This is a genomic window from Mycobacterium sp. NGS17 (genome assembly GCF_059813205.1).
The window spans coordinates 20,559-42,027 of the sequence record NZ_JCALED010000011.1; the positions used below are offsets into that span (position 1 = coordinate 20,559).

The window sequence follows — 21,469 nt, forward strand, 5'->3', positions numbered from 1 at the left end:
CGTCCGCGAAGTAACCTGGCCACTGTGAAGCTGTTGGGCCGCAAGAAAGGCCAGGACACCGAGCTCGACGAAAGCGCCGCCGCGCCGGCCGCCTCCGGCCTTGCCGGCGCGTCAGGCGCCGCACGCGATGCGCAGCGGACGGGCCCCAAGGGGCGGCCCACGCCCAAACGCAATGAGGCCCGCCGCAACGCCAAAAAGGGACCGATCGCGCCCGCGCCCATGACGGCCTCCGAGGCGCGGGCGCGCCGCAAATCACTGGCCGGTCCCAAGCTCAGCCGCGAGGAGCGCCGCGCGGACAAAGCCGCCGGCCGGGCCCGCATGTCGGAGCGCCGGGAGCGGATGATGGCCGGCGAAGAGGGCTACCTGTTGCCACGCGACCAGGGGCCCATCCGCCGCTACGTTCGCGACGTGGTGGACTCCCGGCGCAATCTGCTGGGCCTGTTCATGCCGTCGACCCTGTTCTTGATGTTCATCATGTTCGGCGTGCCGCAGCTGCAGCTGTGGATATCGCCGGCCATGTTGGTGTTGATGGCCGTGATGAGCATCGATGGCCTGATCCTGGGCCGCAAGGTGAGCAGGCTGGTCGACACGAAATTCCCGAGCAACACCGAAAGCCGTTGGAAGCTAGGCCTTTACGCCGCCGGCCGGGCGTCTCAGATGCGCCGGATGCGGACGCCACGGGCCCAGGTCAAGCACGGCGCCAGTGTCGATTAAAGTTCGCCGGAAGGCGGGCTGACACCGGTGCGCACCCTGGTGCTCGGCGGGATCAGGTCAGGCAAATCGCGGTGGGCGGAAAAAGCCATTGCCGACGGGTTGCGGGCCGGGCAGGCGGTTCACTACCTGGCGCCCGGGCCGGCCGGCCACGACGATGCGGCCTGGGCGCACCGGATCGCCGAGCATCGCAGCCGCCGGCCCGCGCACTGGTCGACGATCGAAACCGACGACATCGCAACGCAATTGCGCCAATCGCCGGACACCCCCACACTGGTCGACGATCTGGGCACCTGGCTGACCGGCGCCCTGGACCGCACCAACGCCTGGGATGACGGCTCGGTGGCGGCCCTCGTCGATGAGGTGCTGGCCGCGGTCGGCGACTTCGCTTCCCCACTGGTGCTGGTCAGCCCCGAGGTCGGGCTGACGATCGTTCCCGCCACCGCGTCCGGACGCCGGTTCGCCGACGAACTGGGCAGCCTCAACCAGCGCCTGGCGCGGCTGTGCGATCGAGTGGTGCTGGTGGTGGCCGGGCAGCCGGTCCGGATCAAACCGTCGGGGGCCTGATGGAATTCGCCGCCGTGTCACCGCCCGATGCCGGGGTCGCCGCCGTCGCCCGTGCCCGCCAGGACACCCTGACCAAGCCCAAGGGCGCGCTGGGCCGCCTCGAAGATTTGTCGGTGTGGGTCTCAGCGTGCCAAGGACAGTGCCCGCCAAGGCAATTCGAGCGCGCCCGGGTGGTGGTGTTCGCGGGTGACCACGGTGTCGCCCGCTCGGGGGTGTCGGCGTACCCACCGGAGGTGACCGCGCAGATGGTCGCCAACTTCGATGCCGGCGGGGCCGCGATCAACGCCCTGGCCGACATCGCCGGGGCGACGGTGCGGGTCGCCGACCTGGCTGTGGACGCGGACCCGCTGACCGAACGGATCGGCGCCCATAAGGTGCGACGCGCCAGCGGCGACATCCGGGTCGAGGACGCGTTGAGCGACGAGGAGACGGCGCGGGCGCTCGAGGCCGGCGCCGCCATCGCCGACGAGGAGGTCGACGCCGGGGCCGACCTGTTGATGGCCGGCGACATGGGGATCGGAAATACCACGGCCGCAACGGTATTGGTGGCGGCGTTGACGAACGCCGAGCCGGTCGTCGCGGTGGGGTTCGGCACCGGGATCGATGACGCCGGGTGGGCCCGCAAGACGGCCGCGGTGCGCGATGCCCTGTTTCGGGCGCAGCAGGTGTTGCCGGATCCGGTCGCGCTGCTGCGCAGCGCGGGCGGCGCCGACCTGGCCGCGATGGCCGGATTCTGCGCGCAGGCCGCGGTCCGGCGCACGCCGTTGCTGCTCGACGGCATGGCGGTGACGGCGGCCGCGCTGGTCGCCGAGCACCTGGCGCCGGGCGCCCGGTTGTGGTGGCAGGCCGGTCACCGGTCCACCGAACCCGCTCACCCGCTGGCGCTGACGGCGCTGGATTTGGAGCCGATTCTCGACCTGCGCATGCGCCTGGGTGAGGGCACCGGCGCTGCGCTCGCGCTGCCGGTGCTGCGCGCCGCGGTGGCCGCCCTGTCGTCGATGGCGACCTTCACCCAAGCCGGTGTATCCAACCGCGCCGACGGCCCAAATCGGGCCGCTCGTTCGTCGTGATCCGTTCTCTGGCAACGGCTTTCGCGTTCGGGACGGTGCTGCCCGTTCCGGGTAACGCCCCGATGGGTCGCGGCGCCATGACCGCGCTGCCGGCGGTAGGCGCCGCCCTCGGGGCGTTGGCCGCGGCGGTGACCTGGGGTGGGACTCACGCGTTCGGCCGGTCCAGCCCGCTGCCCGGAGTGCTCGCGATCGCGGTGCTGCTGCTGGTGACCCGTGGCCTGCATCTCGACGGCGTCGCCGATACCGCCGACGGCCTGGGCTGTTACGGGCCGCCGCAGCGCGCGCTGGCGGTGATGCGCGAAGGATCGACCGGGCCGTTCGGCGTCGCCGCCGTGGTGATGGTGATCCTGCTGCAGGCGCTGGCGTTTTCGGCGCTGGGGGCCACGGGTCGAGCCCTCCCCGCGGTGGCCGTGGCGGTTTTCGCGGGCCGGGTGGCCGCGGTACTGGCCGGCCACCGGTCGGTGCCGGCGGCCGATGGGAGCGCCCTGGGAGCGCGGGTCGCCGCAAGCCAGCCGACCGCGGTGGTGGCGGCCTGGGTCGCGGCGCTGCTGGCCGTTTCGGTGGTAGCCGGGCCGCGGCCGTGGCAGGGACCGGTGGCGGTGCTGGCGGGCCTGGGCTGCGGGGCGCTGCTGGTGCGGCACTGCGTTCGCCGGTTCGGCGGCATCACCGGTGACGTGCTGGGCGCCGCGATCGAATTGACCGTGACGGTGGCCGCGGTGCTGCTCGCGGGCCTGGTGCGGTTCTAGCTGAGCGCGTCAGCCCAGCTTTGCCATCCAGCCGTGAGTGTCGGCGAACGTGCCACGCTGAATGCCGGTCAGGGTATCGCGCAGCGCCATCGTCACCTCGCCGGGTTGGCCGTCGGCGACGGTGAACTCGGTGTCGCCGTACTTCACCTGAGAGACCGGGGTGATGACCGCGGCGGTGCCGCAGGCGAACACCTCGGTGATCTCCCCGGCGGCGGCCTTCTTCTGCCATTCGTCGATGTCGATCCTACGTTCCTCGATAGCGAACCCGGCGTCAATGGCCAGCTGCAGCAACGAGTTTCGGGTGATGCCGGGAAGTAGCGAGCCGGACAGTTCCGGCGTGACCAGCCGCGCCGATCCGCCGCTGCCGAACACGAAGAAGATGTTCATCCCGCCCATCTCTTCGACGAAGCGCCGCTCGACGGCGTCCAGCCACACCACTTGATCGCAGTCGTTGACCGCGGCCTCGGCCTGCGCCGACAGCGAGGCCGCGTAGTTGCCGCCGAACTTTGCCGCGCCCGTCCCGCCCGGGCTGGCCCGCACGTACTCCGTCGACACCCAGACGGTGACCGGGCTGACGCCCCCCTTGAAGTAGGCGCCGGCCGGCGAGGCGATCAGCAGGTATCGGTAGCGCTTGGACGGACGCACCCCCAATCCGGGCTCGGTGGCGATGACGAACGGGCGCAGGTACAACGCCTCCTCGCCGCCGGCGGCCGGAACCCATGCGTTGTCGACGGCGATGAGCTGGCGCAGCGACTCCATGAACAGCTCTTCGGGCAGCTCCGGGATGGCGAGCCGGCGCGCCGAGGACCGTAGCCGGGCGGCGTTGGCCTCGGCGCGAAACGACACGATCGAGCCGTCGGCCCAGCGGTAGGCCTTGAGTCCCTCGAAGATCTCCTGCGCGTAGTGCAGCACGATCGCTGACGGGTCCAGCTCGATGGGGCCGTACGGGATGACCCGGGCGTTGTGCCAACCTCCGCCGGTCTCGTCGTAGTCGATCGACACCATGTGATCGGTGAAGTACTTGCCGAAACCGGGCTCGGCCAGGATGGTTTCGCGTTCGTCATCGGTTGCCGGGTTTGCCGAGCGCGAAACCGTGAACTCGAGGGAGCCACTGGTCATTGGCCGATTGTATATCCGCCAAACGAATCGGATTTCGCCGCGCAAGCGGCGCGGCTAACGCGTTTTCACCGCGACGAACGGCGGGCGCACGACTTCACACGCGACGCGACGGCCGCGGACGTCGACGGTGATCTCCTGACCGTCCTGGACCCCGGCATCGGTGTCGATCAACGCCAGAGCGATCCCGGCCTGCAGCGTCGGGGAGAACGTGCCCGAGGTGGTGACTCCCACCGGAGTGTCGCCGGCGAGCACCGTCAGCCCCGCGCGCAGCACGCCGCGGCCCACCATCCGCAGCCCGCGCAGCAGCCGCGTCGGGCCCGCCTCCTTCTCGGCCAGCAGGGCGTCGCGGCCGAAGAACGCTTCCTTCTTCCAGCCGATCGCCCAGCCGCAGCGGGCCTGCAGCGGGGAGATGTCGAGTGCGAGTTCGTGGCCGTGCAGCGGATAACCCATCTCGGTGCGCAGGGTGTCGCGCGCGCCCAGGCCGGCCGGCTCGCCCCCGGCAGCCTTGACCGCCGCGGCCAGGGCGTCGAACACCACACCTGCGGAGTCCCACGGCGGCAGCAGCTCGTAGCCGTGCTCTCCCGTGTAGCCGGTGCGGCAGACCCGCACCGGCACGCCGGAGAACGACGTGTCCGCGTACGCCATGTAATCCATGTCGGTGGGCAGACCCAGCTCGCCGAGCACGTCGACCGATCGCGGTCCCTGCACGGCCAGCACCGCGTACGCGCGGTGCTGATTGGTGATCGTCAGCCCGGTCGGCGCGGCGGCCTGCAGCGCGTCGACGACGGCGGCGGTGTTGGCGGCGTTGGGCACCAGGAAGATCTCGTCGTCGTCGACGTAGTAGGCGATCAGGTCGTCGACGACGCCGCCGGATTCGGTGCAGCACAACGTGTACTGCGCCTTGCCCGGCCCGATGCGATTCAGGTCGTTGGTGAGCGCGGCGTTGACGAACTGCGCCGCCCCCGGGCCGCGGACCACCGCCTTGCCGAGATGGCTGACATCAAAGAGGCCGACCGCGTTGCGGGTCGCATTGTGCTCGCTGACGGTGCCGGCATACGACACCGGCATGAGCCAGCCGCCGAACTCGGCGAAGCTCGCGCCCAGATCGCGATGACGGTCTTCCAGCGGTCCGTGCTGCAGCTCGCTCACGGCGTCCCACCCTAATCCGCTCCGATGCTGGCACACTTGGGCAGGTGTCCGAGTCGTATGACTTCGACGAGCTTGCGGCCGCCGGGATCGCGAACCCGCGGGAACGCGCCGACCTGATCAAGTACCTCGGCGATCTTGGCTTCACGGTCGACGACATGGTCGAAGCCGAGCGGCGCGGCCGGCTGTTCGGGCTTGCCGGTGATGTCCTGGCCTGGTCGGGCCGCCCGATCTACACCGTGCAAGCCGCGGCCTCCCAACTCGGCATACCGGCCGAAGAGGTGGCGCACGCCTGGGCTTTGCTCGGCCTGACGGTCGCCGGTCCCGACGTTCCCGTGCTGAGCCAGGCCGACGTCGACGCCCTGTCGACCTGGGTCGCGCTCAAGGTGGTGGTCGGTGAGGACGGCGCGCACGGCATGCTGCGGGTCCTCGGCGCCGCGATGGCGCGGCTCGCGGAGGCCGAGTCGACGGCGATCCGCGCCGGGACGCCGGACATCCAGATGACCCACACCCACGACGAGCTCGCCACGGCGCAGGCCTACCGCGCGGTCGCGGAGTTCGTCCCCCGCATCGGTCCGCTGATCGACGTCGTGCACCGCCACCACCTGACCGGCGCCCGGACCCACTTCGAGGGCGTCCTTCGCGACACCTCGGCAAGCGTGGTGTGCGGGATCGGTTTTGCCGACCTGTCCGGCTTCACCGTGCTCACCAACGCACTTACCCCCGCGCAGTTGTCCGACCTGCTGAACGAGTTCGCCGGAACCGTCTCAGACGTCGTCCTTCGCGATGGCGGCCGGGTGGTGAAGTTCATCGGCGACGAGGTGATGTGGGTGAGCGCGTCGCCCGAGCAACTCGTCAGGGCGGCGGTCGATCTCGTCGACCATCCGCGGGCGCGCGAGGAAGGCCTGCAGGTGCGCGCCGGCCTTGCCTACGGCAGCGTCCTGGCCATCAACGGGGACTACTTCGGCGGCCCGGTCAACTTGGCGGCGCGACTCGTGGCGGCCGCGAATCCGAACCAAATTCTTGCCGACTCGGCGCTGCACGACGAGTTGCCGGACTGGCCCGCGAATGCTTACGGCCCGTTGCTGCTCAAGGGGTTTGACGACCCGGTGCCGGCTTTCGAGCTGAGGGGCCGGACGCCACCGAGCTAAGACCGCTCCGCGGTGACTAGGGTGGTTACGCGTGAGTACCGAACCCGGATATCAGGCCCCTTCCGTCACCGTCGCCTCCTCGCTGCCCCGGCGGGCCGCCGCGTCCACCGTGCTGATCGTGCCCGTCGTCTCGACCGGCGAGGACGACAAGCCGGGGGCCGCCGTTGCGGGGGCCGAGCCGTTCCTGTCGTCCGGGGCGGTCGCTGAGATCGAATCGGGTCTGCGTGCGCTGGAGGCCACCGGCGGCGCCGAACAGGTGCATCGGTTGGTGGTGCCGTCGCTGCCGGTGTCCAGCGTGCTGACGATCGGCCTGGGCAAACCGCGGTCGGAGTGGCCGGCCGACACCATCCGTCGGGCCGCCGGTGTCGCCGCGCGCTCGCTCGGCAAGACCGAAGCGGTGATCACCACGCTGGCCGAACTGCCCGGCGCGGGCGTCGTTGCGGCCACCGTCGAGGGCCTGATCCTGGGCAGCTACCGCTTCACCGAATTCCGCAGCGACAAGACGGCCCCGAAAGACCAGGGGCTGGGCAAGATCACGGTGCTCGCCACCGCGAAGGACGCCAAGGACGACGCCGCCCACGCGGCCGCGGTGGCGACCGCCGTCGCCACCGCGCGCGACTTCGTCAACACTCCGCCCAGCCACCTGTTCCCCGCCGAATTCGCCAGGCGTGCAAAAGCTTTGGGCGAGTCCGTCGGCCTCGAGGTGGAAGTGTTGGACGATAAGGCGCTGCAGAAGGGCGGCTACGGTGGGATCATCGGCGTCGGGCAGGGCTCGTCGCGTCCCCCACGGCTGGTCCGCCTGACCCACCGCGGTTCGAAGCTGGCCAAGAAATCGAAGCAAACCAAGCGAGTCGCGCTGGTCGGCAAGGGCGTCACGTTCGACACCGGCGGCATCTCGATCAAGCCGGCCGCGGGCATGCACCACATGACCTCGGACATGGGCGGTGCAGCCGCCGTGATCGCGACCGTCGCACTGGCCGCGCAGCGCAAACTCCCGATCGACGTGATCGCCACCGTGCCGATGGCCGAGAACATGCCGTCGGCCACGGCGCAGCGCCCGGGTGACGTCCTGACGCAGTACGGCGGCATCACGGTCGAGGTGCAGAACACCGACGCCGAGGGCCGGCTCATTTTGGCCGACGCCATCGTGCGGGCGTGCGAGGACAACCCCGATTACCTGATCGAGACGTCCACGCTGACCGGCGCGCAGACGGTGGCGCTGGGCGCCCGGATCCCCGGGGTGATGGGCAGTGACGAGTTCCGCGACCGCGTCGCGTCGATCTCGCAGCAGGTCGGCGAGAACGGCTGGCCGATGCCGCTGCCCGACGAACTCAAGGAAGACCTGAAGTCCACGGTCGCCGACCTGTCGAACATCAGCGGGCAACGCTTCGCCGGCATGCTGGTGGCCGGAGTTTTCCTGCGTGAATTCGTCGCCGACGGCGTGAGCTGGGCCCACATCGACGTGGCCGGACCGGCCTACAACACCGGCAGCCCGTGGGGCTACTCCCCCAAAGGCTCCACCGGCGTGCCGACACGGACCATGTTCGCGGTGCTCGAGGACATCGCCGAAAACGGTTAGCCGGTCAGCCTTCTGATCACCGCGCGCCCCAATTTGCGGCGTGGCCAGCCGGTGGCGCCGTCGGCGGCCAGTGCGGCATTCGCCGCATTACGCCCGCACGCACCGTGCACCGAGCCACCCGGCGTCGCCGACGCGCTACCCAAATAGAGCCGCTCGATCGGTGTTTCGGCGCGGCCCATGCCGGGCGCGGGCCGGAAGACCAACATCTGTTGCAGCTGCGCGGTTCCGCCGTTGAGCGCCCCCAGATGCAGGTTGGCGTCGCTGGCCTCGAGATCCGACGGCCGCTGCACGAACCGGTCGACCACCGCCGAACCGAAGCCCGGCGCGTGCTCTTCGATGACCCGGTCCACCGCCGCGGCCAACTTCTCCGCTGCAGCGTCGTCAAATACATTTCGCGGCAAATGCGTGTAGGCCCAGACACTTTCGGTTCCGGCCGGCGATCTGCTGGGATCCGCGGTGGTGGTCTGGCCCAACAACATGAACGGATGCTCGGGGATGACGCGGGTGTTCAGGTCGGCCATCCAGCGCACCAGCCCGTCCCCGTCGGCTCCCAAGTGCACGGTGCCCACCGACCGCAGATTCTGGGCTCGCCATGGAACTGGTGTTGCCAGCGCATAATTGACTTTCACCACCGGCGGATCCCACTCGTAATGTCGAAGGTCGCGACGCAGTGCCGGCGGCACCGCGTCCGCGGGCAACATGTCACAGAACAATCGCGGGGCCGTCACGTCGGCCACCACGGCGCGGCGGGCAGCCACCGATCGGCCCTGCGCGGTGGTCACGCCGACCGCCCGGCCGCCCCGCACCTGGATGCGAGAAACGTTCTCATTGCACTCGATTCGGGCGCCGGCCGAGCGGGCGCGATTCACCAGCGCCGCGGTGAGCTGTCCCGATCCGCCGACCGGCACCGGCCAGCCGTGATCCTGGGCCAGCATCGTCATCAGGAAACCCATGGCGCCGCTGATCGGCGCGTCCGGCGGAACGTCGGCGTGCATTGCATTGCCCAACAGCAACACTCGCGGCGCCTCACCCTCGAACAGTTGGCTGGCCATGGCGTTGGCCGGCTGCACCAGCAGACGCGCCACCCGGAGCGCTTCCGGCGTGCCGAGCCTGCGCAGCAGTCCGAGCAGCGGACGCACCGGCGGGAAGGGTGCCAGCATGGCGTCCAGCAGTGGGGCCTTGATCTTGTTCCACAGCTCCACCAGCCGCCACCAGTTCTCGCCGTCGGCGGGTGCTCGCCGCGCGAATTCCGCTGCCGTCTGGGCCGGATCGTGGTAGACGATGGGCGGGTCGTCGTCGGCGGCGCTGCGCGGGTGACCAACCACCGTGGGCGCATGCGACCACCGCAACCCGTGGTCCTCCAGGTGCAGCGCCGTCATCGCCGGCGATGCCACCGTCATCGGATAGTAGGAGCTGAACAGGTCGGTGATGTACCCCGGCGTCAGCTCGGCGCTGCGTACGGCTCCGCCCGGTTCGGGCTGGGCTTCCAGCACCAGCACGTCCCAGCCCGCGTCGGCCAGCATCGACGCCGCCACCAGACCGTGGTGTCCCGCCCCGATGACTACGGCGTCAGCGGTGTCGCCCACGGTCACTTCACCTGGCTCGGCTCCAGGCGTTCCGACAGAGCCGCCAACCGCCACAAGCACTCCTTGTTGCGCGGATAGGCCGCCGCCAGCGCAAGCGAATCTGGAACGGCTGCCATCGGCCCTTCGGCGGGCACCTCGATCATCTCGATCCGGCAGCCCTCGGGAATCTCGTGCAACAGCATGGTGATTCGCGCGGCACCCAGCGGACCGAGCCGGGCAAGCAGCACCAGCTTGTGGGGCGGTTCGCACTCCTCGACGATGGTCGCGTCGTTGATCACCAGCGGCCAAATCCCGATTGAATGCCTGATCGAGGATCCCGGCTCCGGCCAGTTCGGATCGACGGCCCGCATACGACTGTTCCCCACCACCCACTGGGTGTAGGTCCAGCCCTGGGCCAACACCTCCCACACCCGCTCACACGACTCGGGCACCTCGCGCGTTGCAGTGATCACCTGTAAATCCCCTCATGTCTTTCGTTACCGCGGCGGATACCCGGCAATCGAGGGGTTATTCGACCTCAGCCTCGGGTTTACCGGCGGGTGCCTGCGGATAAACTCCCTAGCGGTCGAAATGCTGGACGACGAAAGGCGAAACCATGACGGTGCGACGGTTGATCATCGGTGTGGGCGCCGTGCTGCTGCTGGCCGGAATCATCGGACTGCTGGCGCCAGTGTCGGTCTCCGACAGCAACGGCCATTCGGTCGGCTGCGGAAACGCCGTCGCGACCGACCTTTCCGCGGCCAGAAGCGCCAACAACAGCAATGGGTCCAATATCCCCATTCTCAACCAGATCATCCCCCACACCGATTACGTCGCGCAGTGCCAATCGTCGGTTGGCAGCAGGCGCGCGTGGGCGATACCGCTGGCCGTGCTCGGGGTCATCGCGATCGGCGCGACGTTGTTGACGGGACGTCGCGGGGCGGCAGCACCTGGCGTTTAGTTCGCCTCAGATCACCCGGATGCGCGCGGCGTTGCGCAGCCCCTGCGGCGCGACGCGCGAAAGCCCGTACAGCGCATAGGCTTCCGGCGCCACCGGACGAATCGGTTTCTTCTTCTGGACCGACGACAGGATCGCGTTGGCGACCTTGTCGGGGCCGTAGCGCCGCAACGCGAACATCTTGCCCAGCTGGCCGCGCCGGCCGTCGACGGCGTCGGCCTGCTTGCCCGCGGGCGCGTCGAATCTCGTGGTGTTGATGATGTTGGTGTCGATGACCCCGGGGCAGATCGTGGTCAGGCCCACCCCGGCGGCGTCGAGTTCGGCGCGCAGGCAGTCCGAGAACATGTAGGTCGCCGCCTTCGACGTGCAGTACGCGCTCAGCGACTGCAGCGGCGCGTAGGCCGCCATCGACGACACGTTGACGATGTAGCCGCCGGTGCCGCGCTCGACCATCCGCCGCGCGAACGACCTGCACCCATTGACCACACCGCCCAGGTTGACGTCGAGCACCCGGTCGAACTGTTCGGCGGGGGTGTCCAGGAATCCACCCGCGTGCCCGATGCCGGCGTTGTTGACGACGATGTCGGGCACGCCGTGTTCGGCGCTGACCCGCTCGGCGAACGACTCCACCGCCTGCGCGTCGGACACGTCGAGCACATACGCGTGCGCGACGCCACCGCGGGTGGCGATCTCGGCTGCGGTCGCCTTGACGGCGGCTTCGTCGATGTCGCTGATCACCAGCTCGGCGCCTTCGCGGGCGAAGGCCAACGCGGTCTCGCGGCCGATTCCGCTGCCGGCTCCGGTGACCGACACCAGGGTGTCCCCGAACGAGCCGCGGGGACGCCCCACCTGCGCGCGCAGCAGCGCGCGGCTGGGCTGCCCGCCCTCGGCCTGGTCGGCGAACTCGCGCACCGCGGCCGCCATCACCTGAGGATGCGACATCGGCGAGAAGTGACCGGCCTGGATGTCGCGGCGCCACAGCCGCGGCACGAAGCGCGGCGTGTGGTCGTAGCCGTAGGGCCGCACGTACTTGTCCTTGGTGTTGACGATGAGTTGCACGGGCACGTCGATGACCGCGACGCCCTGCTTGCGACCGGAGAACGACCGAAAGTAGTTGGCGGGGTAGGTCTTCACCGATTGCGCGGCATCCCTGGCGAGTTTCTCGGAGTGGTGGATCTGCTCGACGGGGATGTTGTCGACGGCGTTGCGCCGCAGCGCCGGCACCGACAGAGTCAGCCGCAGCAACAGCGGCGCGAGCACCGGGATCGAGAAGAAGATCATGTACGTCAGCCGCAGCGCCTGGCTGATCGCCCGGATGAAGGTACGCGGCTTCCAGGGTGCGCGCAGGCCGCTGAAGATGTAATCGACCAGCTGGTCCTGAGCGGGGCCGGACACCGACGTGAACGTGGCGACCCGGTCACTGGCGCCCGGGCGCTTCAGGTAGTGCCATACCCCCACCGAGCCCCAGTCGTGGGCCAGCACGTGCACGGGCCGGCCCGGGCTCAGCTCGCCGGTCACCGCCGCGAAGTCGTCGGCGAAGCGGTCCATGCTGTAGGCCGACACCGGCTTGGGCACCGACGACATGCCGACACCGCGGTTGTCGTAGCGGATGATCCGGAATCGGTCGGCCAGCAGCGGCACGACCCCGTCCCACAGCACATGCGAATCGGGGAAGCCGTGCACCAGCACGACGGTCGGGCCCTCGGGGTTGCCCTCTTCGTACACCGCGATGCGGGCGCCGTCGGCGCTGTCGACGAAACGCTGCGGTAGTTGTTGTGTTGGCGGCATCTCCGACCTCCCCGCTCTGGCTGCAGTGGCCACACCGTAGCAAGCGTGATCGGTGTCACCCGCCCGACGCGGGGTATCTGCCCTGGATGTGTGCCGACGAGGGCGCAGTGACAGGATAGTTTGGATTGCGACTGCGCCTTCCGCAAGCGAGCTGATCGACCCGCCCGACCCACGAGCGATCGAGGAGTCAACAACGATGGCCTTCTCCGTCCAGATGCCGGCACTCGGTGAGAGCGTCACCGAGGGGACGGTCACCCGCTGGCTCAAGCAGGAAGGCGACACGGTCGAGCTCGACGAGCCGCTCGTCGAGGTGTCCACCGACAAGGTCGACACCGAAATCCCGTCGCCTGCCGCGGGTGTGCTGACCAAGATCGTCGCTCAGGAGGACGACACCGTCGAGGTGGGCGGCGAGCTCGCCGTCATCGGCGACGCCTCCGAGGGTGACGCGGCGGGTGGCGACTCGCAGCCGGCCGCGCCGGCGCCCAGCGAGCCGGAGCCGCAGGCGCAGCCCGAGCCCGAGCCCGAGTCCCAGCCGGAGCCGCAGCCCCAGGCGCAGCCGGCGTCCCCGCCCACCCAGCCAAGCTCCGGTGGCGGCGACGCGACTCCGGTGTTGATGCCCGAACTCGGCGAGTCGGTGACCGAGGGCACCGTGACCCGCTGGCTCAAGAAGGTCGGTGATTCGGTCCAGGTCGACGACGCCCTGGTGGAAGTGTCCACCGACAAGGTCGACACCGAGATCCCGTCACCGGTGGCGGGTGTCCTGATCAGCATCACCGCCGAGGAAGACGCCACCGTGCCGGTCGGCGGCGAGCTGGCGCGCGTCGGCGCCCGTTCCGACGCCGCCGCGCCCGCGGCACCCGCCGCTCCTGCGCCCCCGCCCGCGCCGGCTCCCGAACCCAAGCCGCAACCGGGGCCCCAGCCCCAGCCCCAGGCGCAGCCCAAGCCCGAACCCACGCCGGCCCCTGCGCCGCAGCCCAAGCCCGCGCCGGAGCCGAAAGCCCAACCGGCGCAGCCCCAACCGGCGGCCCAGCCGGCAAGCTCCGGGACCGACGGCACTCCGTATGTGACGCCGCTGGTGCGAAAACTGGCCGCCGAAAACAACATCGACCTCAACTCGGTCACGGGCACCGGGGTGGGCGGCCGCATCCGCAAGCAAGACGTGCTGGCCGCCGCCGAACAGAAGCAACAGGCCACCAAGGCGCCCGCCGCCGCGCCGGCCCCTGCGGCCGCCGCCCCCAAGCCCGCCGCGGCGCCCGCGCCGGCTCCAGCGCTGGCGCACCTGCGCGGCACCACCCAGAAGGCCAGCCGGATCCGGCAGATCACCGCGAACAAGACGCGGGAATCCCTGCAGGCGACAGCCCAACTCACCCAGACCCACGAGGTCGACATGACCAGGCTGGTCGGGTTGCGGGCCAGGGCCAAGGCGGCTTTCGCCGAGCGCGAGGGGGTGAATCTGACCTTCCTGCCGTTCATCGCCCGGGCGGTGATCGACGCGCTGAAGGTCCACCCCAACGTCAATGCGAGCTACAACGAGGACACCAAGCAGATCACCTACTACGACGCCGAACACCTCGGCTTCGCGGTCGACACCGAACAGGGCCTGCTCTCCCCCGTCGTGCACAACGCGGGCGACCTGTCCCTGGCCGGGCTGGCCAGGGCGATCGCCGACATCGCCGCGCGTGCCCGGTCGGGCGACCTGAAGCCCGACGAGCTGTCCGGCGGCACCTTCACCATCACCAACATCGGTAGCCAGGGCGCGCTGTTCGACACCCCGATCCTGGTTCCGCCGCAGGCCGCCATGCTGGGCACCGGCGCGATCGTCAAGCGCCCGCGGGTGATCGTCGACGAGTTCGGCAACGAATCGATCGGCGTCCGCTCGATCTGCTACCTCCCCCTGACCTATGACCACCGGCTCATCGACGGCGCAGACGCCGGCCGGTTCCTGACCACCATCAAGCACCGGCTCGAAGAGGGAGCCTTCGAGGCCGACCTCGGCCTATAAGAAGGACAAGCGAAACGTGGCTCGCGCTGGTCAGAACGCCGTCATCGCGATTGCGGGTTCGTCCGGCCTGATCGGCTCCGCCCTCACCGCCGCCCTGCGCGCCGCCGATCACCGGGTGTTGCGCATCGTGCGCCGGGCCCCGGCGCACGCCGACGAGCTGCACTGGGATCCCGAGACCGGTGACCTCGATCCCGATACGCTCGGCGACGTCGACGCCGTCGTCAACCTGTGCGGTGTCAACATCGGCAGGCGGCGCTGGTCGGGCGCGTTCAAGCAGAGTCTGCGCGACAGCCGCATCACCCCCACCGAAGTCTTGGCGCGTGCGGTCGCCGACGCTGGTGTCGCGACGATGGTCAACGCCAGCGCGGTGGGCTTCTACGGCAACACCAAGGACCGCGTTGTCGATGAAAATGACCGTGCGGGAACGGGTTTCCTGGCAAGGCTGTGCGAGGACTGGGAAGCCGCCACGCTGCCCGCCCAGTACGGCGGCGCCCGGGTGGTGCTGGCCCGCACCGGGCTGGTGTTCTCCTCCGCCGGTGGCGCGTTGGGCCGGTTGCGGCCGTTGTTTCGCGCCGGGCTGGGCGCCCGGCTGGGCAGCGGGCGGCAGTACATGTCGTGGATCACGCTCGAAGACGAAGTGCGTGCGCTGTTGTTCGCCATTTTCGAGCCCGAGCTGACCGGCCCGGTGAACATGACCGGGCCCGCTCCGGTCACCAACGCCGAGTTCACCACCGCGTTCGGGAGGGCGGTCAACCGCCCAACCCCGTTGATGGTGCCCGGTTTTGCGATCCGGGCCGCGCTGGGCGAGTTCGCCGACGAGGGCCTGCTGATGGGGCAGCGCGCCATCCCGTCCGCGCTGGAGCGTGCCGGTTTCGCCTTCCACCACAACACCATTGGCGAGGCGCTCGCCTACGCGACCGCCCGGCGTGACCACGACTAGCTCCGCGCTTGCGTGTACTCCGCGCGCCGAGCTGGGGACACGCCAGCGTGACGCCGCCGGACCAGCGTGGCACCAGCGTGACGCGCATCGCACCCGCCGCAGGGGTAGCGTCGCGAACGTGATCGATTCCATCCGGTCCAGCCAGGCCTTGATCGATGTCCGCCACTTGGGCACGGTCGACTACCGCGTGGCCTGGCAGCAGCAGCGCGATCTGGCCGAGGCCCGGGTGGCCGGCGGCAGCGACACACTGCTGCTGCTGGAGCATCCCGCCGTTTACACCGCGGGGCGGCGCACCGAGCCGCACGAGAGGCCGGTCGACGGCACGCCCGTCGTCGACACCGACCGTGGCGGCAAGATCACCTGGCACGGTCCCGGCCAGTTGGTCGGGTATCCGATCATCGGGCTGGCCGAACCGCTCGACGTGGTCGACTACGTGCGGCGCCTGGAAGAGGCGCTGATCAAGGTCTGCGCCGACCTCGGCCTGGACGCTGGCCGGGTTCCCGGGCGATCCGGGGTGTGGGTGCCGGGCGACGAGGGCCGGCCCGACCGCAAAGTGGCCGCCATCGGCGTCCGGGTGTCGCGCGCGACGACCCTGCACGGGTTCGCGCTCAACTGCGACTGCGACCTGAAGGCGTTCCGCGCCATCGTGCCGTGCGGCATCAGCGACGCCGGGGTGACGTCACTGTCGGCCGAGCTGCGCCGCCCGGTGTCGGTCGACGATGTCCAGACGGCGGTCGGCGACGCCGTCTGTGACGCCCTGGACGGAGTGCTGCCGGTCCGTGACCACCTCGCCGCGCGCGTAGCATCAGCGATGTGACTGTCGCACCGGAGGGACGCAAGCTTTTGCGCCTGGAGGTGCGCAACGCCGAGACCCCCATCGAGCGCAAACCGCCGTGGATCAGGGTGCGGGCCCGGATGGGGCCGGAGTACACCCAGCTCAAAAGCCTGGTCCGGCGCGAAGGGCTGCACACGGTGTGCGAGGAGGCCGGCTGCCCCAACATCTTCGAATGCTGGGAGGACCGGGAGGCCACCTTCCTGATCGGCGGTGATCAGTGCACCCGCCGCTGCGACTTCTGCCAGATCGACACCGGAAAGCCCGCGCAGCTGGATCGCGACGAGCCCCGGCGGGTCGCCGACAGCGTGCGCACGATGGGCCTGCGCTACGCCACCGTCACCGGGGTGGCCCGCGACGACCTGCCCGACGGCGGGGCCTGGTTGTACGCCGAGACCGTGCGCGCCATCAAGGAACTCAACCCGTCGACCGGCGTCGAGCTGTTGATCCCCGACTTCAACGGCGAGCCCACCCGGCTCGCCGAGGTGTTCGAGTCGCGCCCGGAAGTGTTGGCGCACAACGTCGAAACGGTGCCACGCATCTTCAAAAGGATCCGGCCGGCTTTCACCTACCGGCGCAGCCTCGACGTGCTGACCGCGGCGCGCGACTTCGGCTTGGTCACCAAGAGCAACCTCATCCTCGGTATGGGCGAGACCCCGCACGAGGTGCGCACCGCGCTTGCCGACCTGCACGACGCCGGCTGCGACATCATCACCATCACCCAGTACCTGCGCCCGTCGGCGCGTCACCACCCCGTGGAGCGCTGGGTGAAGCCGGAGGAATTCGTCGAGTTCGCGCACTACGCCGAGGAGTTGGGCTTCGCCGGGGTGCTGGCCGGGCCGCTGGTCCGCTCGTCCTACCGCGCGGGACGGCTCTACGAGCAAGCCGCCCGCAGCCGCGCCGACGACGCCGCGGCACGGTAGCGGCGTCGGCCGGTCTCGGCCCTACGTATTCTTTGACTATGGCTAAACCCCGCAATGCCGCTGAGAACAAGGCCGCCCGGGCGGAGGCGCAGGCTGCCCGCAAGGCCGCCGCGCGGGAGCGCCGCACCCAGCTGTGGCAGGCGTTCAAGATTCAGCGCCAAGAGGACAAGCGCCTCCTGCCCTACATGATCGGCGCCTTCCTGCTGATCGTCGGTATCTCGGTCGGGGTCGGTATCTGGGCCGGCGGGCTGACGATGATCACCCTGATCCCGCTCGGCGTGGTGCTGGGCGGCCTGGTCGCCTTCATCGTGTTCGGCCGCCGCGCCCAGAAATCGGTCTACCGCAAAGCCGAAGGCCAAACCGGGGCTGCCGCATGGGCTTTGGATAATTTGCGGGGCAAGTGGCGGGTGACCCCGGGGGTGGCCGCGACCGGCCACTTAGACGCCGTTCACCGGGTGATCGGCCGGCCCGGCGTCATCCTGGTCGGCGAGGGAGCCGCCACGCGGGTTCGACCGCTGCTGGCGCAGGAGAAGAAGCGCACCGCCCGGCTGATCGGGGACGTGCCGATCTACGACATCATCGTCGGCAACGGGCAGGACGAGGTGCCGCTGGCCAAGCTGGAGCGCCACCTCACCCGGCTGCCGGCCAACATCACCGTCAAACAGATGGACACGCTGGAGTCGCGGTTGGCCGCGCTGGGATCACGGGCCGGCGCCGCCGTTCTGCCCAAGGGGCCGCTGCCCAACTCGGGCAAGATGCGCGGCGTGCAGCGCACGGTGCGCCGCAAGTAGCTCGCCATCGAATCAGCGTCGATCGCAAGCGCGGCGAAGCCGGGCGCCGCGGGTCGGCGCCATCAGCTCAGCGGCGCACCACGGCCGTCGCGGTCAGTCGGTCTTGGATTCCGCGACCGTCCCAGTCGGTGAACAACGCCGGGACGACGGCGCCGACCAGCACGCCACGCACCGCCGCGCGGCCCAGGCCGACCGGCCCACGGCCGTCGACCGTCACGACCTGTAGGCGTAGCGCCAGCTGCCCGGGGGTGAATCCGAACAATCGTAGGAAGACCACGCCCAGCACGAACCAGACCACCAGGACCGCGGTGGCCAGCACCGGTTGGGAGAACAAGCCGAAACGCATGGCCAGCGCGGCCAGACCGTACGAGATCAGCCAGTCGATGGTCAACGCGGCCAGTCGCCGCCCCATCGGCGCCAGGGAGCCCGGTCCGCTCTGTGGAAATCCCAGCTTTTCCCCGGGATATGCGGATCGCGATTCCGCCATCATCGACGCGGACCGGAGTCCGAATAACCGGCCGCAACGGCCTGGTAAGTAGGGCGGACGGTGCGCCTGGACACCGGAAAAGATACGATCTTGCGATCCATGGCCCCACAATAGAACCCGCCGCCGAAGTGGCCACTTCTAGCGTGTGGCATGGTCACGTAACGTGCGCGCAACATCGGGTTGACTGACGGGCAACATCTGCTCCATAGCGTCAGGCCGCGGATCTCACCAAGTAAAGGAGCACTCTGTGACGGAAACGACGCCCGACGACGTCTTCAAGCTCGCCAAGGACGAAAACGTCGAATTTGTCGACGTCCGGTTCTGTGACCTGCCCGGCATCATGCAGCACTTCACAATCCCCATTTCGTTCTTCGACGAGAGCGTTTTCGAGGACGGCCTGGCCTTCGACGGCTCGTCGATTCGCGGATTCCAGTCCATTCACGAATCCGACATGCTGCTCCTGCCCGATCCCGCGACCGCGCAGATCGACTTGTTCCGCGAAGCCAAGACGCTGAACCTCAACTTCTTCGTGCACGACCCGTTCACCCTCGAGCCGTACTCGCGCGACCCGCGCAACATCGCCCGCAAGGCCGAGAACTACCTGATCAGCACCGGCGTGGCCGACACCGCCTACTTCGGCGCCGAGGCGGAGTTCTACATCTTCGACTCCGTGAGCTTCGACTCGCGCACCAACGGCTCGTTCTACGAGATCGACGCGATCGCGGGCTGGTGGAACACCGGCTCGCCGAACGAGCTCGACGGCAGCCCGAACCGCGGTTACAAGGTGCGCCCGAAGGGTGGTTACTTCCCCGTCGCGCCCGTCGACCACTACGTCGACCTGCGCGACAAGATGCTGTCCAACCTCATCACGGCCGGCTTCAGCCTGGAGAAGGGCCACCACGAGGTGGGCACAGGCGGCCAGGCCGAAATCAACTACAAGTTCAACACGCTGCTGCACGCGGCCGACGACATGATGCTCTACAAGTACATCGTCAAGAACACGGCCTGGCAGAACGGCAAAACCGTCACGTTCATGCCCAAGCCGCTGTTCGGCGACAACGGCTCCGGCATGCACACCCACCAGTCGCTGTGGAAGGACGGCAGCCCGCTGATGTACGACGAGACCGGGTATGCCGGCCTGTCGGACACCGCCCGCCACTACATCGGCGGCCTGCTGCACCACGCGCCGTCGTTGCTGGCGTTCACCAACCCCACGGTGAACTCGTACAAGCGTCTGGTGCCGGGTTATGAGGCGCCGATCAACCTGGTCTACAGCCAGCGCAACCGGTCGGCGTGTGTCCGCATCCCGATCACCGGCACCAACCCGAAGGCCAAGCGGCTCGAGTTCCGTTGCCCCGACTCGTCGGGCAACCCGTACCTGGCGTTCTCGGCCATGCTGATGGCCGGCCTGGACGGCATCAAGAACAAGATCGAGCCGCAGGCGCCGGTCGACAAGGACCTCTACGAGCTGCCGCCCGAGGAGGCCGCCAACATCCCGCAGGCGCCCACGCAGCTGTCCGCGGTAATCGACCGGCTGGAAGAAGACCACGAGTACCTCACCGAGGGCGGCGTGTTCACGCCCGACCTCATCGAGACGTGGATCAACTTCAAGCGCGAGAACGAAATCCTGCCGGTCCAGATCCGGCCGCACCCTTACGAGTTCGCGCTGTACTACGACGTGTAAGCCGGCTGACGGCTACGAGCCGGAACGCTCTGAGTCGTAGCGTCCGCAGTAGTTCCGAGTGGGTCCATCCGCTTCGCGCTCACCACACCGATCGCCGAGCGGGTGGACTCATCGGCATGCTGCGAGTGCGGCCGGTGGTCTGCCGGTGCAATCCGGCGCCGCTGTGGTGTATGTCAGAGAAGCGTTGACGACGTTCTGTACTGCCGGGCCAGTTCCGCTGCGCACCAATAGATTTCGGGGCCAGCGGCGAGTCGGGTGCGAAGCCGTGACTGTTCCAGAAGCCGTTGCGCGTTCGCATCGGCAGCCCCCCGAGCCGTTTAGAAGTTGTTGCAGGTATCGAAGCTTCGCTGCAGAACTCCGATGTATGGCTGGCTATCCGGATCGCTCACTATCTGCTGGGCCAATTGCCTCCGTTGGCTGGGCGACCCGGCGATGAATTGACGCAAACCTGCCTGCGCATCTGGCGAATTGTTGAAAATCGCGGCGAGCGTTGGGTCTTGCGCGTTCAAGGCAGCGACGAGCTGGTCATACGTGCAGGTGGTGTTGACGGCGGGACTCAAGTCGGGGTCTGCAGACGCGACCCCGGCCCCAGCGGTGAACACCAGCGTCAAACCACCAACCGCAATACCGAGTCTGGTCAACGACAGTTTGGTCATGTGTGAACTCCTTCCCTGACCGCGCAGACTTTAACGCAACCCGACGACCAGGGAGGCGATATCCGAATCTCAGCCGGCAGGGACGCTCGCCGGAGTCAAGGGCCCGGGCGATTTGGTGCGACTGCCCGCGCCCTGCCGGCAGCAAATCTCGACGTCGGTCGTCAGGTCGACGACGAACCGGCGAGAATCGTCATTCAGCCGTCAATCAGCCGGCTGGCGCGACGTAGACGGGAGCGGGGGCGAGGTCGATCGTTATGCAGCCCGTAGACCCCAACATCACACCGGTCAGCATTGCGGCCAATGCGACAACTTTCAGCATCTTCTTGGTGCTCTTCGTCCTCATCGATCACACCTTTCTTCCAGCGAAATCGTCCGGGGCACCTTAAGTGCCGCGACCATTGGATGCTAACGCTGCCATTGGGCGTGTGTGCAATATTGGGCGAAACGGTGGTGAGGCCGTTTGTTGACGGCTCGAAGTACGCGCCTATGCCGCCGGCATTCGAGTACGACATTTGGGCTACCGGAGAGCGCCCCGGTATCCGCCACCGGCCCACCTGACGGGCCGGTCGGAGAACCCCTACGCCTTCGCGACTTCTCGGACAGGGGTGAAGCGCGTCAGCTCGTAGCGTTCGTCGAGCAGCGCATCCGCCGCGTCTATCGACGGCAACGGACCGCCGTGTTCTCGAGCCGCACGGCGCAGTGCCGCAACGGATCGCAGTTCGGCGTCGATAATCCTGATATCACGCGCCATTGC

Annotated in this window: 22 protein-coding genes; 13 read left to right on the top strand and 9 right to left on the bottom strand. The window is 68.9% G+C overall.

Annotated elements, in window-relative coordinates; translation table 11 throughout:
* The first annotated feature begins 24 nt into the window (after positions 1 to 24).
* From AC5Y7E_RS21165 to AC5Y7E_RS21180, 4 genes are read left to right on the top strand one after another with little or no spacing between them, the layout of a single operon-like run.
* On the top strand, positions 25 to 714 hold the full coding sequence (locus AC5Y7E_RS21165) for a DUF3043 domain-containing protein (RefSeq protein WP_499950630.1): 690 nt from the start codon (positions 25 to 27) through the stop codon (positions 712 to 714).
* A 27-nt stretch (positions 715 to 741) separates the two neighbouring features.
* The gene (locus tag AC5Y7E_RS21170) at positions 742 to 1,278 is read left to right on the top strand and encodes a bifunctional adenosylcobinamide kinase/adenosylcobinamide-phosphate guanylyltransferase (protein ID WP_499950631.1); all 537 of its coding nucleotides are present in this window, start codon (positions 742 to 744) and stop codon (positions 1,276 to 1,278) included.
* Positions 1,275 to 2,348 carry a nicotinate-nucleotide--dimethylbenzimidazole phosphoribosyltransferase gene (cobT, locus tag AC5Y7E_RS21175; protein WP_499950735.1) on the top strand — a complete coding sequence of 358 codons (1,074 nt, stop codon included), beginning with the start codon at positions 1,275 to 1,277 and terminating at the stop codon, positions 2,346 to 2,348. The genes AC5Y7E_RS21170 and cobT overlap by 4 nt, the downstream gene beginning before the upstream one ends.
* Complete coding sequence (locus AC5Y7E_RS21180) at positions 2,345 to 3,094, top strand: adenosylcobinamide-GDP ribazoletransferase (RefSeq protein ID WP_499950632.1); 750 nt, start codon at positions 2,345 to 2,347, stop codon at positions 3,092 to 3,094. The genes cobT and AC5Y7E_RS21180 overlap by 4 nt, the downstream gene beginning before the upstream one ends.
* Positions 3,095 to 3,103: 9 nt before the next feature.
* Here the strand turns inward: AC5Y7E_RS21180 and AC5Y7E_RS21185 are convergent, their stop codons facing one another.
* Together AC5Y7E_RS21185 and gcvT are read right to left on the bottom strand one after the other, a co-directional pair.
* Entirely contained in the window at positions 3,104 to 4,213 is a 1,110-nt protein-coding gene (locus tag AC5Y7E_RS21185) for a branched-chain amino acid aminotransferase (RefSeq protein WP_499915929.1), read from the bottom strand.
* Positions 4,214 to 4,267: 54 nt separating this feature from the next.
* Positions 4,268 to 5,362 (bottom strand): glycine cleavage system aminomethyltransferase GcvT, encoded by a 1,095-nt coding sequence (gene gcvT / locus AC5Y7E_RS21190; RefSeq protein WP_499915927.1) that lies wholly within the window; start codon positions 5,360 to 5,362, stop codon positions 4,268 to 4,270.
* A 44-nt stretch (positions 5,363 to 5,406) separates the two neighbouring features.
* On the opposite strand from gcvT, the gene AC5Y7E_RS21195 reads away from it, so the two are divergent.
* Both AC5Y7E_RS21195 and AC5Y7E_RS21200 read left to right on the top strand, forming a co-directional pair.
* A complete protein-coding gene (locus AC5Y7E_RS21195) occupies positions 5,407 to 6,510 on the top strand; it encodes an adenylate/guanylate cyclase domain-containing protein (RefSeq protein WP_499915925.1) in 1,104 nt (367 codons plus the stop codon).
* Between the two features lie 31 nt (positions 6,511 to 6,541).
* The gene (locus tag AC5Y7E_RS21200) at positions 6,542 to 8,089 is read left to right on the top strand and encodes a leucyl aminopeptidase (RefSeq protein ID WP_499950633.1); all 1,548 of its coding nucleotides are present in this window, start codon (positions 6,542 to 6,544) and stop codon (positions 8,087 to 8,089) included.
* Here the strand turns inward: AC5Y7E_RS21200 and AC5Y7E_RS21205 are convergent.
* Both AC5Y7E_RS21205 and AC5Y7E_RS21210 read right to left on the bottom strand, forming a co-directional pair.
* The gene (locus AC5Y7E_RS21205; RefSeq protein WP_499950634.1) at positions 8,086 to 9,681 is read right to left on the bottom strand and encodes a phytoene desaturase family protein; all 1,596 of its coding nucleotides are present in this window, start codon (positions 9,679 to 9,681) and stop codon (positions 8,086 to 8,088) included. The two genes, AC5Y7E_RS21200 and AC5Y7E_RS21205, sit on opposite strands and share 4 nt — an antisense overlap.
* The gene (locus AC5Y7E_RS21210; RefSeq protein ID WP_499950635.1) at positions 9,678 to 10,127 is read right to left on the bottom strand and encodes an SRPBCC family protein; all 450 of its coding nucleotides are present in this window, start codon (positions 10,125 to 10,127) and stop codon (positions 9,678 to 9,680) included. Before AC5Y7E_RS21210 ends, AC5Y7E_RS21205 begins: the two co-directional genes overlap by 4 nt.
* A gap of 143 nt (positions 10,128 to 10,270) precedes the next feature.
* Between AC5Y7E_RS21210 and AC5Y7E_RS21215 the strand changes: the two genes are divergently transcribed.
* Positions 10,271 to 10,615: an aminopeptidase gene (locus AC5Y7E_RS21215; protein WP_499915918.1), complete on the top strand. Its 345-nt coding sequence runs from the start codon at positions 10,271 to 10,273 to the stop codon at positions 10,613 to 10,615.
* Between the two features lie 6 nt (positions 10,616 to 10,621).
* Here the strand turns inward: AC5Y7E_RS21215 and AC5Y7E_RS21220 are convergent, their stop codons facing one another.
* Positions 10,622 to 12,400, bottom strand: a complete 1,779-nt coding sequence (locus AC5Y7E_RS21220; RefSeq protein ID WP_499915916.1) for an SDR family oxidoreductase — start codon at positions 12,398 to 12,400, stop codon at positions 10,622 to 10,624.
* A gap of 196 nt (positions 12,401 to 12,596) precedes the next feature.
* On the opposite strand from AC5Y7E_RS21220, the gene sucB reads away from it, so the two are divergent.
* The 5 genes from sucB to AC5Y7E_RS21245 all read left to right on the top strand — a co-directional run bounded on the left by sucB (position 12,597) and on the right by AC5Y7E_RS21245 (position 17,888).
* Positions 12,597 to 14,402, top strand: a complete 1,806-nt coding sequence (gene sucB / locus AC5Y7E_RS21225; RefSeq protein WP_499950636.1) for a 2-oxoglutarate dehydrogenase, E2 component, dihydrolipoamide succinyltransferase — start codon at positions 12,597 to 12,599, stop codon at positions 14,400 to 14,402.
* Positions 14,403 to 14,418: 16 nt separating this feature from the next.
* Positions 14,419 to 15,342, top strand: a complete 924-nt coding sequence (locus tag AC5Y7E_RS21230; RefSeq protein ID WP_499950637.1) for a TIGR01777 family oxidoreductase — start codon at positions 14,419 to 14,421, stop codon at positions 15,340 to 15,342.
* Between the two features lie 118 nt (positions 15,343 to 15,460).
* Complete coding sequence (lipB, locus tag AC5Y7E_RS21235; protein WP_499915911.1) at positions 15,461 to 16,159, top strand: lipoyl(octanoyl) transferase LipB; 699 nt, start codon at positions 15,461 to 15,463, stop codon at positions 16,157 to 16,159.
* The gene (gene lipA / locus AC5Y7E_RS21240; RefSeq protein ID WP_499950638.1) at positions 16,156 to 17,097 is read left to right on the top strand and encodes a lipoyl synthase; all 942 of its coding nucleotides are present in this window, start codon (positions 16,156 to 16,158) and stop codon (positions 17,095 to 17,097) included. The genes lipB and lipA overlap by 4 nt, the downstream gene beginning before the upstream one ends.
* 38 nt (positions 17,098 to 17,135) lie before the next feature.
* Positions 17,136 to 17,888, top strand: a complete 753-nt coding sequence (locus tag AC5Y7E_RS21245; protein ID WP_499950639.1) for a DUF4191 domain-containing protein — start codon at positions 17,136 to 17,138, stop codon at positions 17,886 to 17,888.
* Positions 17,889 to 17,955: 67 nt separating this feature from the next.
* Here the strand turns inward: AC5Y7E_RS21245 and AC5Y7E_RS21250 are convergent, their stop codons facing one another.
* Complete coding sequence (locus tag AC5Y7E_RS21250; RefSeq protein WP_499950640.1) at positions 17,956 to 18,378, bottom strand: RDD family protein; 423 nt, start codon at positions 18,376 to 18,378, stop codon at positions 17,956 to 17,958.
* A gap of 244 nt (positions 18,379 to 18,622) precedes the next feature.
* Between AC5Y7E_RS21250 and glnA the strand changes: the two genes are divergently transcribed.
* The gene (glnA, locus tag AC5Y7E_RS21255; protein ID WP_499915905.1) at positions 18,623 to 20,059 is read left to right on the top strand and encodes a type I glutamate--ammonia ligase; all 1,437 of its coding nucleotides are present in this window, start codon (positions 18,623 to 18,625) and stop codon (positions 20,057 to 20,059) included.
* A 317-nt stretch (positions 20,060 to 20,376) separates the two neighbouring features.
* Here glnA and AC5Y7E_RS21260 read toward each other — a convergent pair whose 3' ends face one another.
* From AC5Y7E_RS21260 to AC5Y7E_RS21270, 3 genes are all read right to left on the bottom strand, one after another.
* Positions 20,377 to 20,715: a hemophore-related protein gene (locus AC5Y7E_RS21260; protein WP_499950641.1), complete on the bottom strand. Its 339-nt coding sequence runs from the start codon at positions 20,713 to 20,715 to the stop codon at positions 20,377 to 20,379.
* 205 nt (positions 20,716 to 20,920) lie between these two features.
* Positions 20,921 to 21,058 (bottom strand): hypothetical protein, encoded by a 138-nt coding sequence (locus AC5Y7E_RS21265; RefSeq protein WP_499915901.1) that lies wholly within the window; start codon positions 21,056 to 21,058, stop codon positions 20,921 to 20,923.
* Between the two features lie 234 nt (positions 21,059 to 21,292).
* Positions 21,293 to 21,466 carry a hypothetical protein gene (locus AC5Y7E_RS21270; RefSeq protein ID WP_499915899.1) on the bottom strand — a complete coding sequence of 58 codons (174 nt, stop codon included), beginning with the start codon at positions 21,464 to 21,466 and terminating at the stop codon, positions 21,293 to 21,295.
* Positions 21,467 to 21,469: the final 3 nt, after the last annotated feature.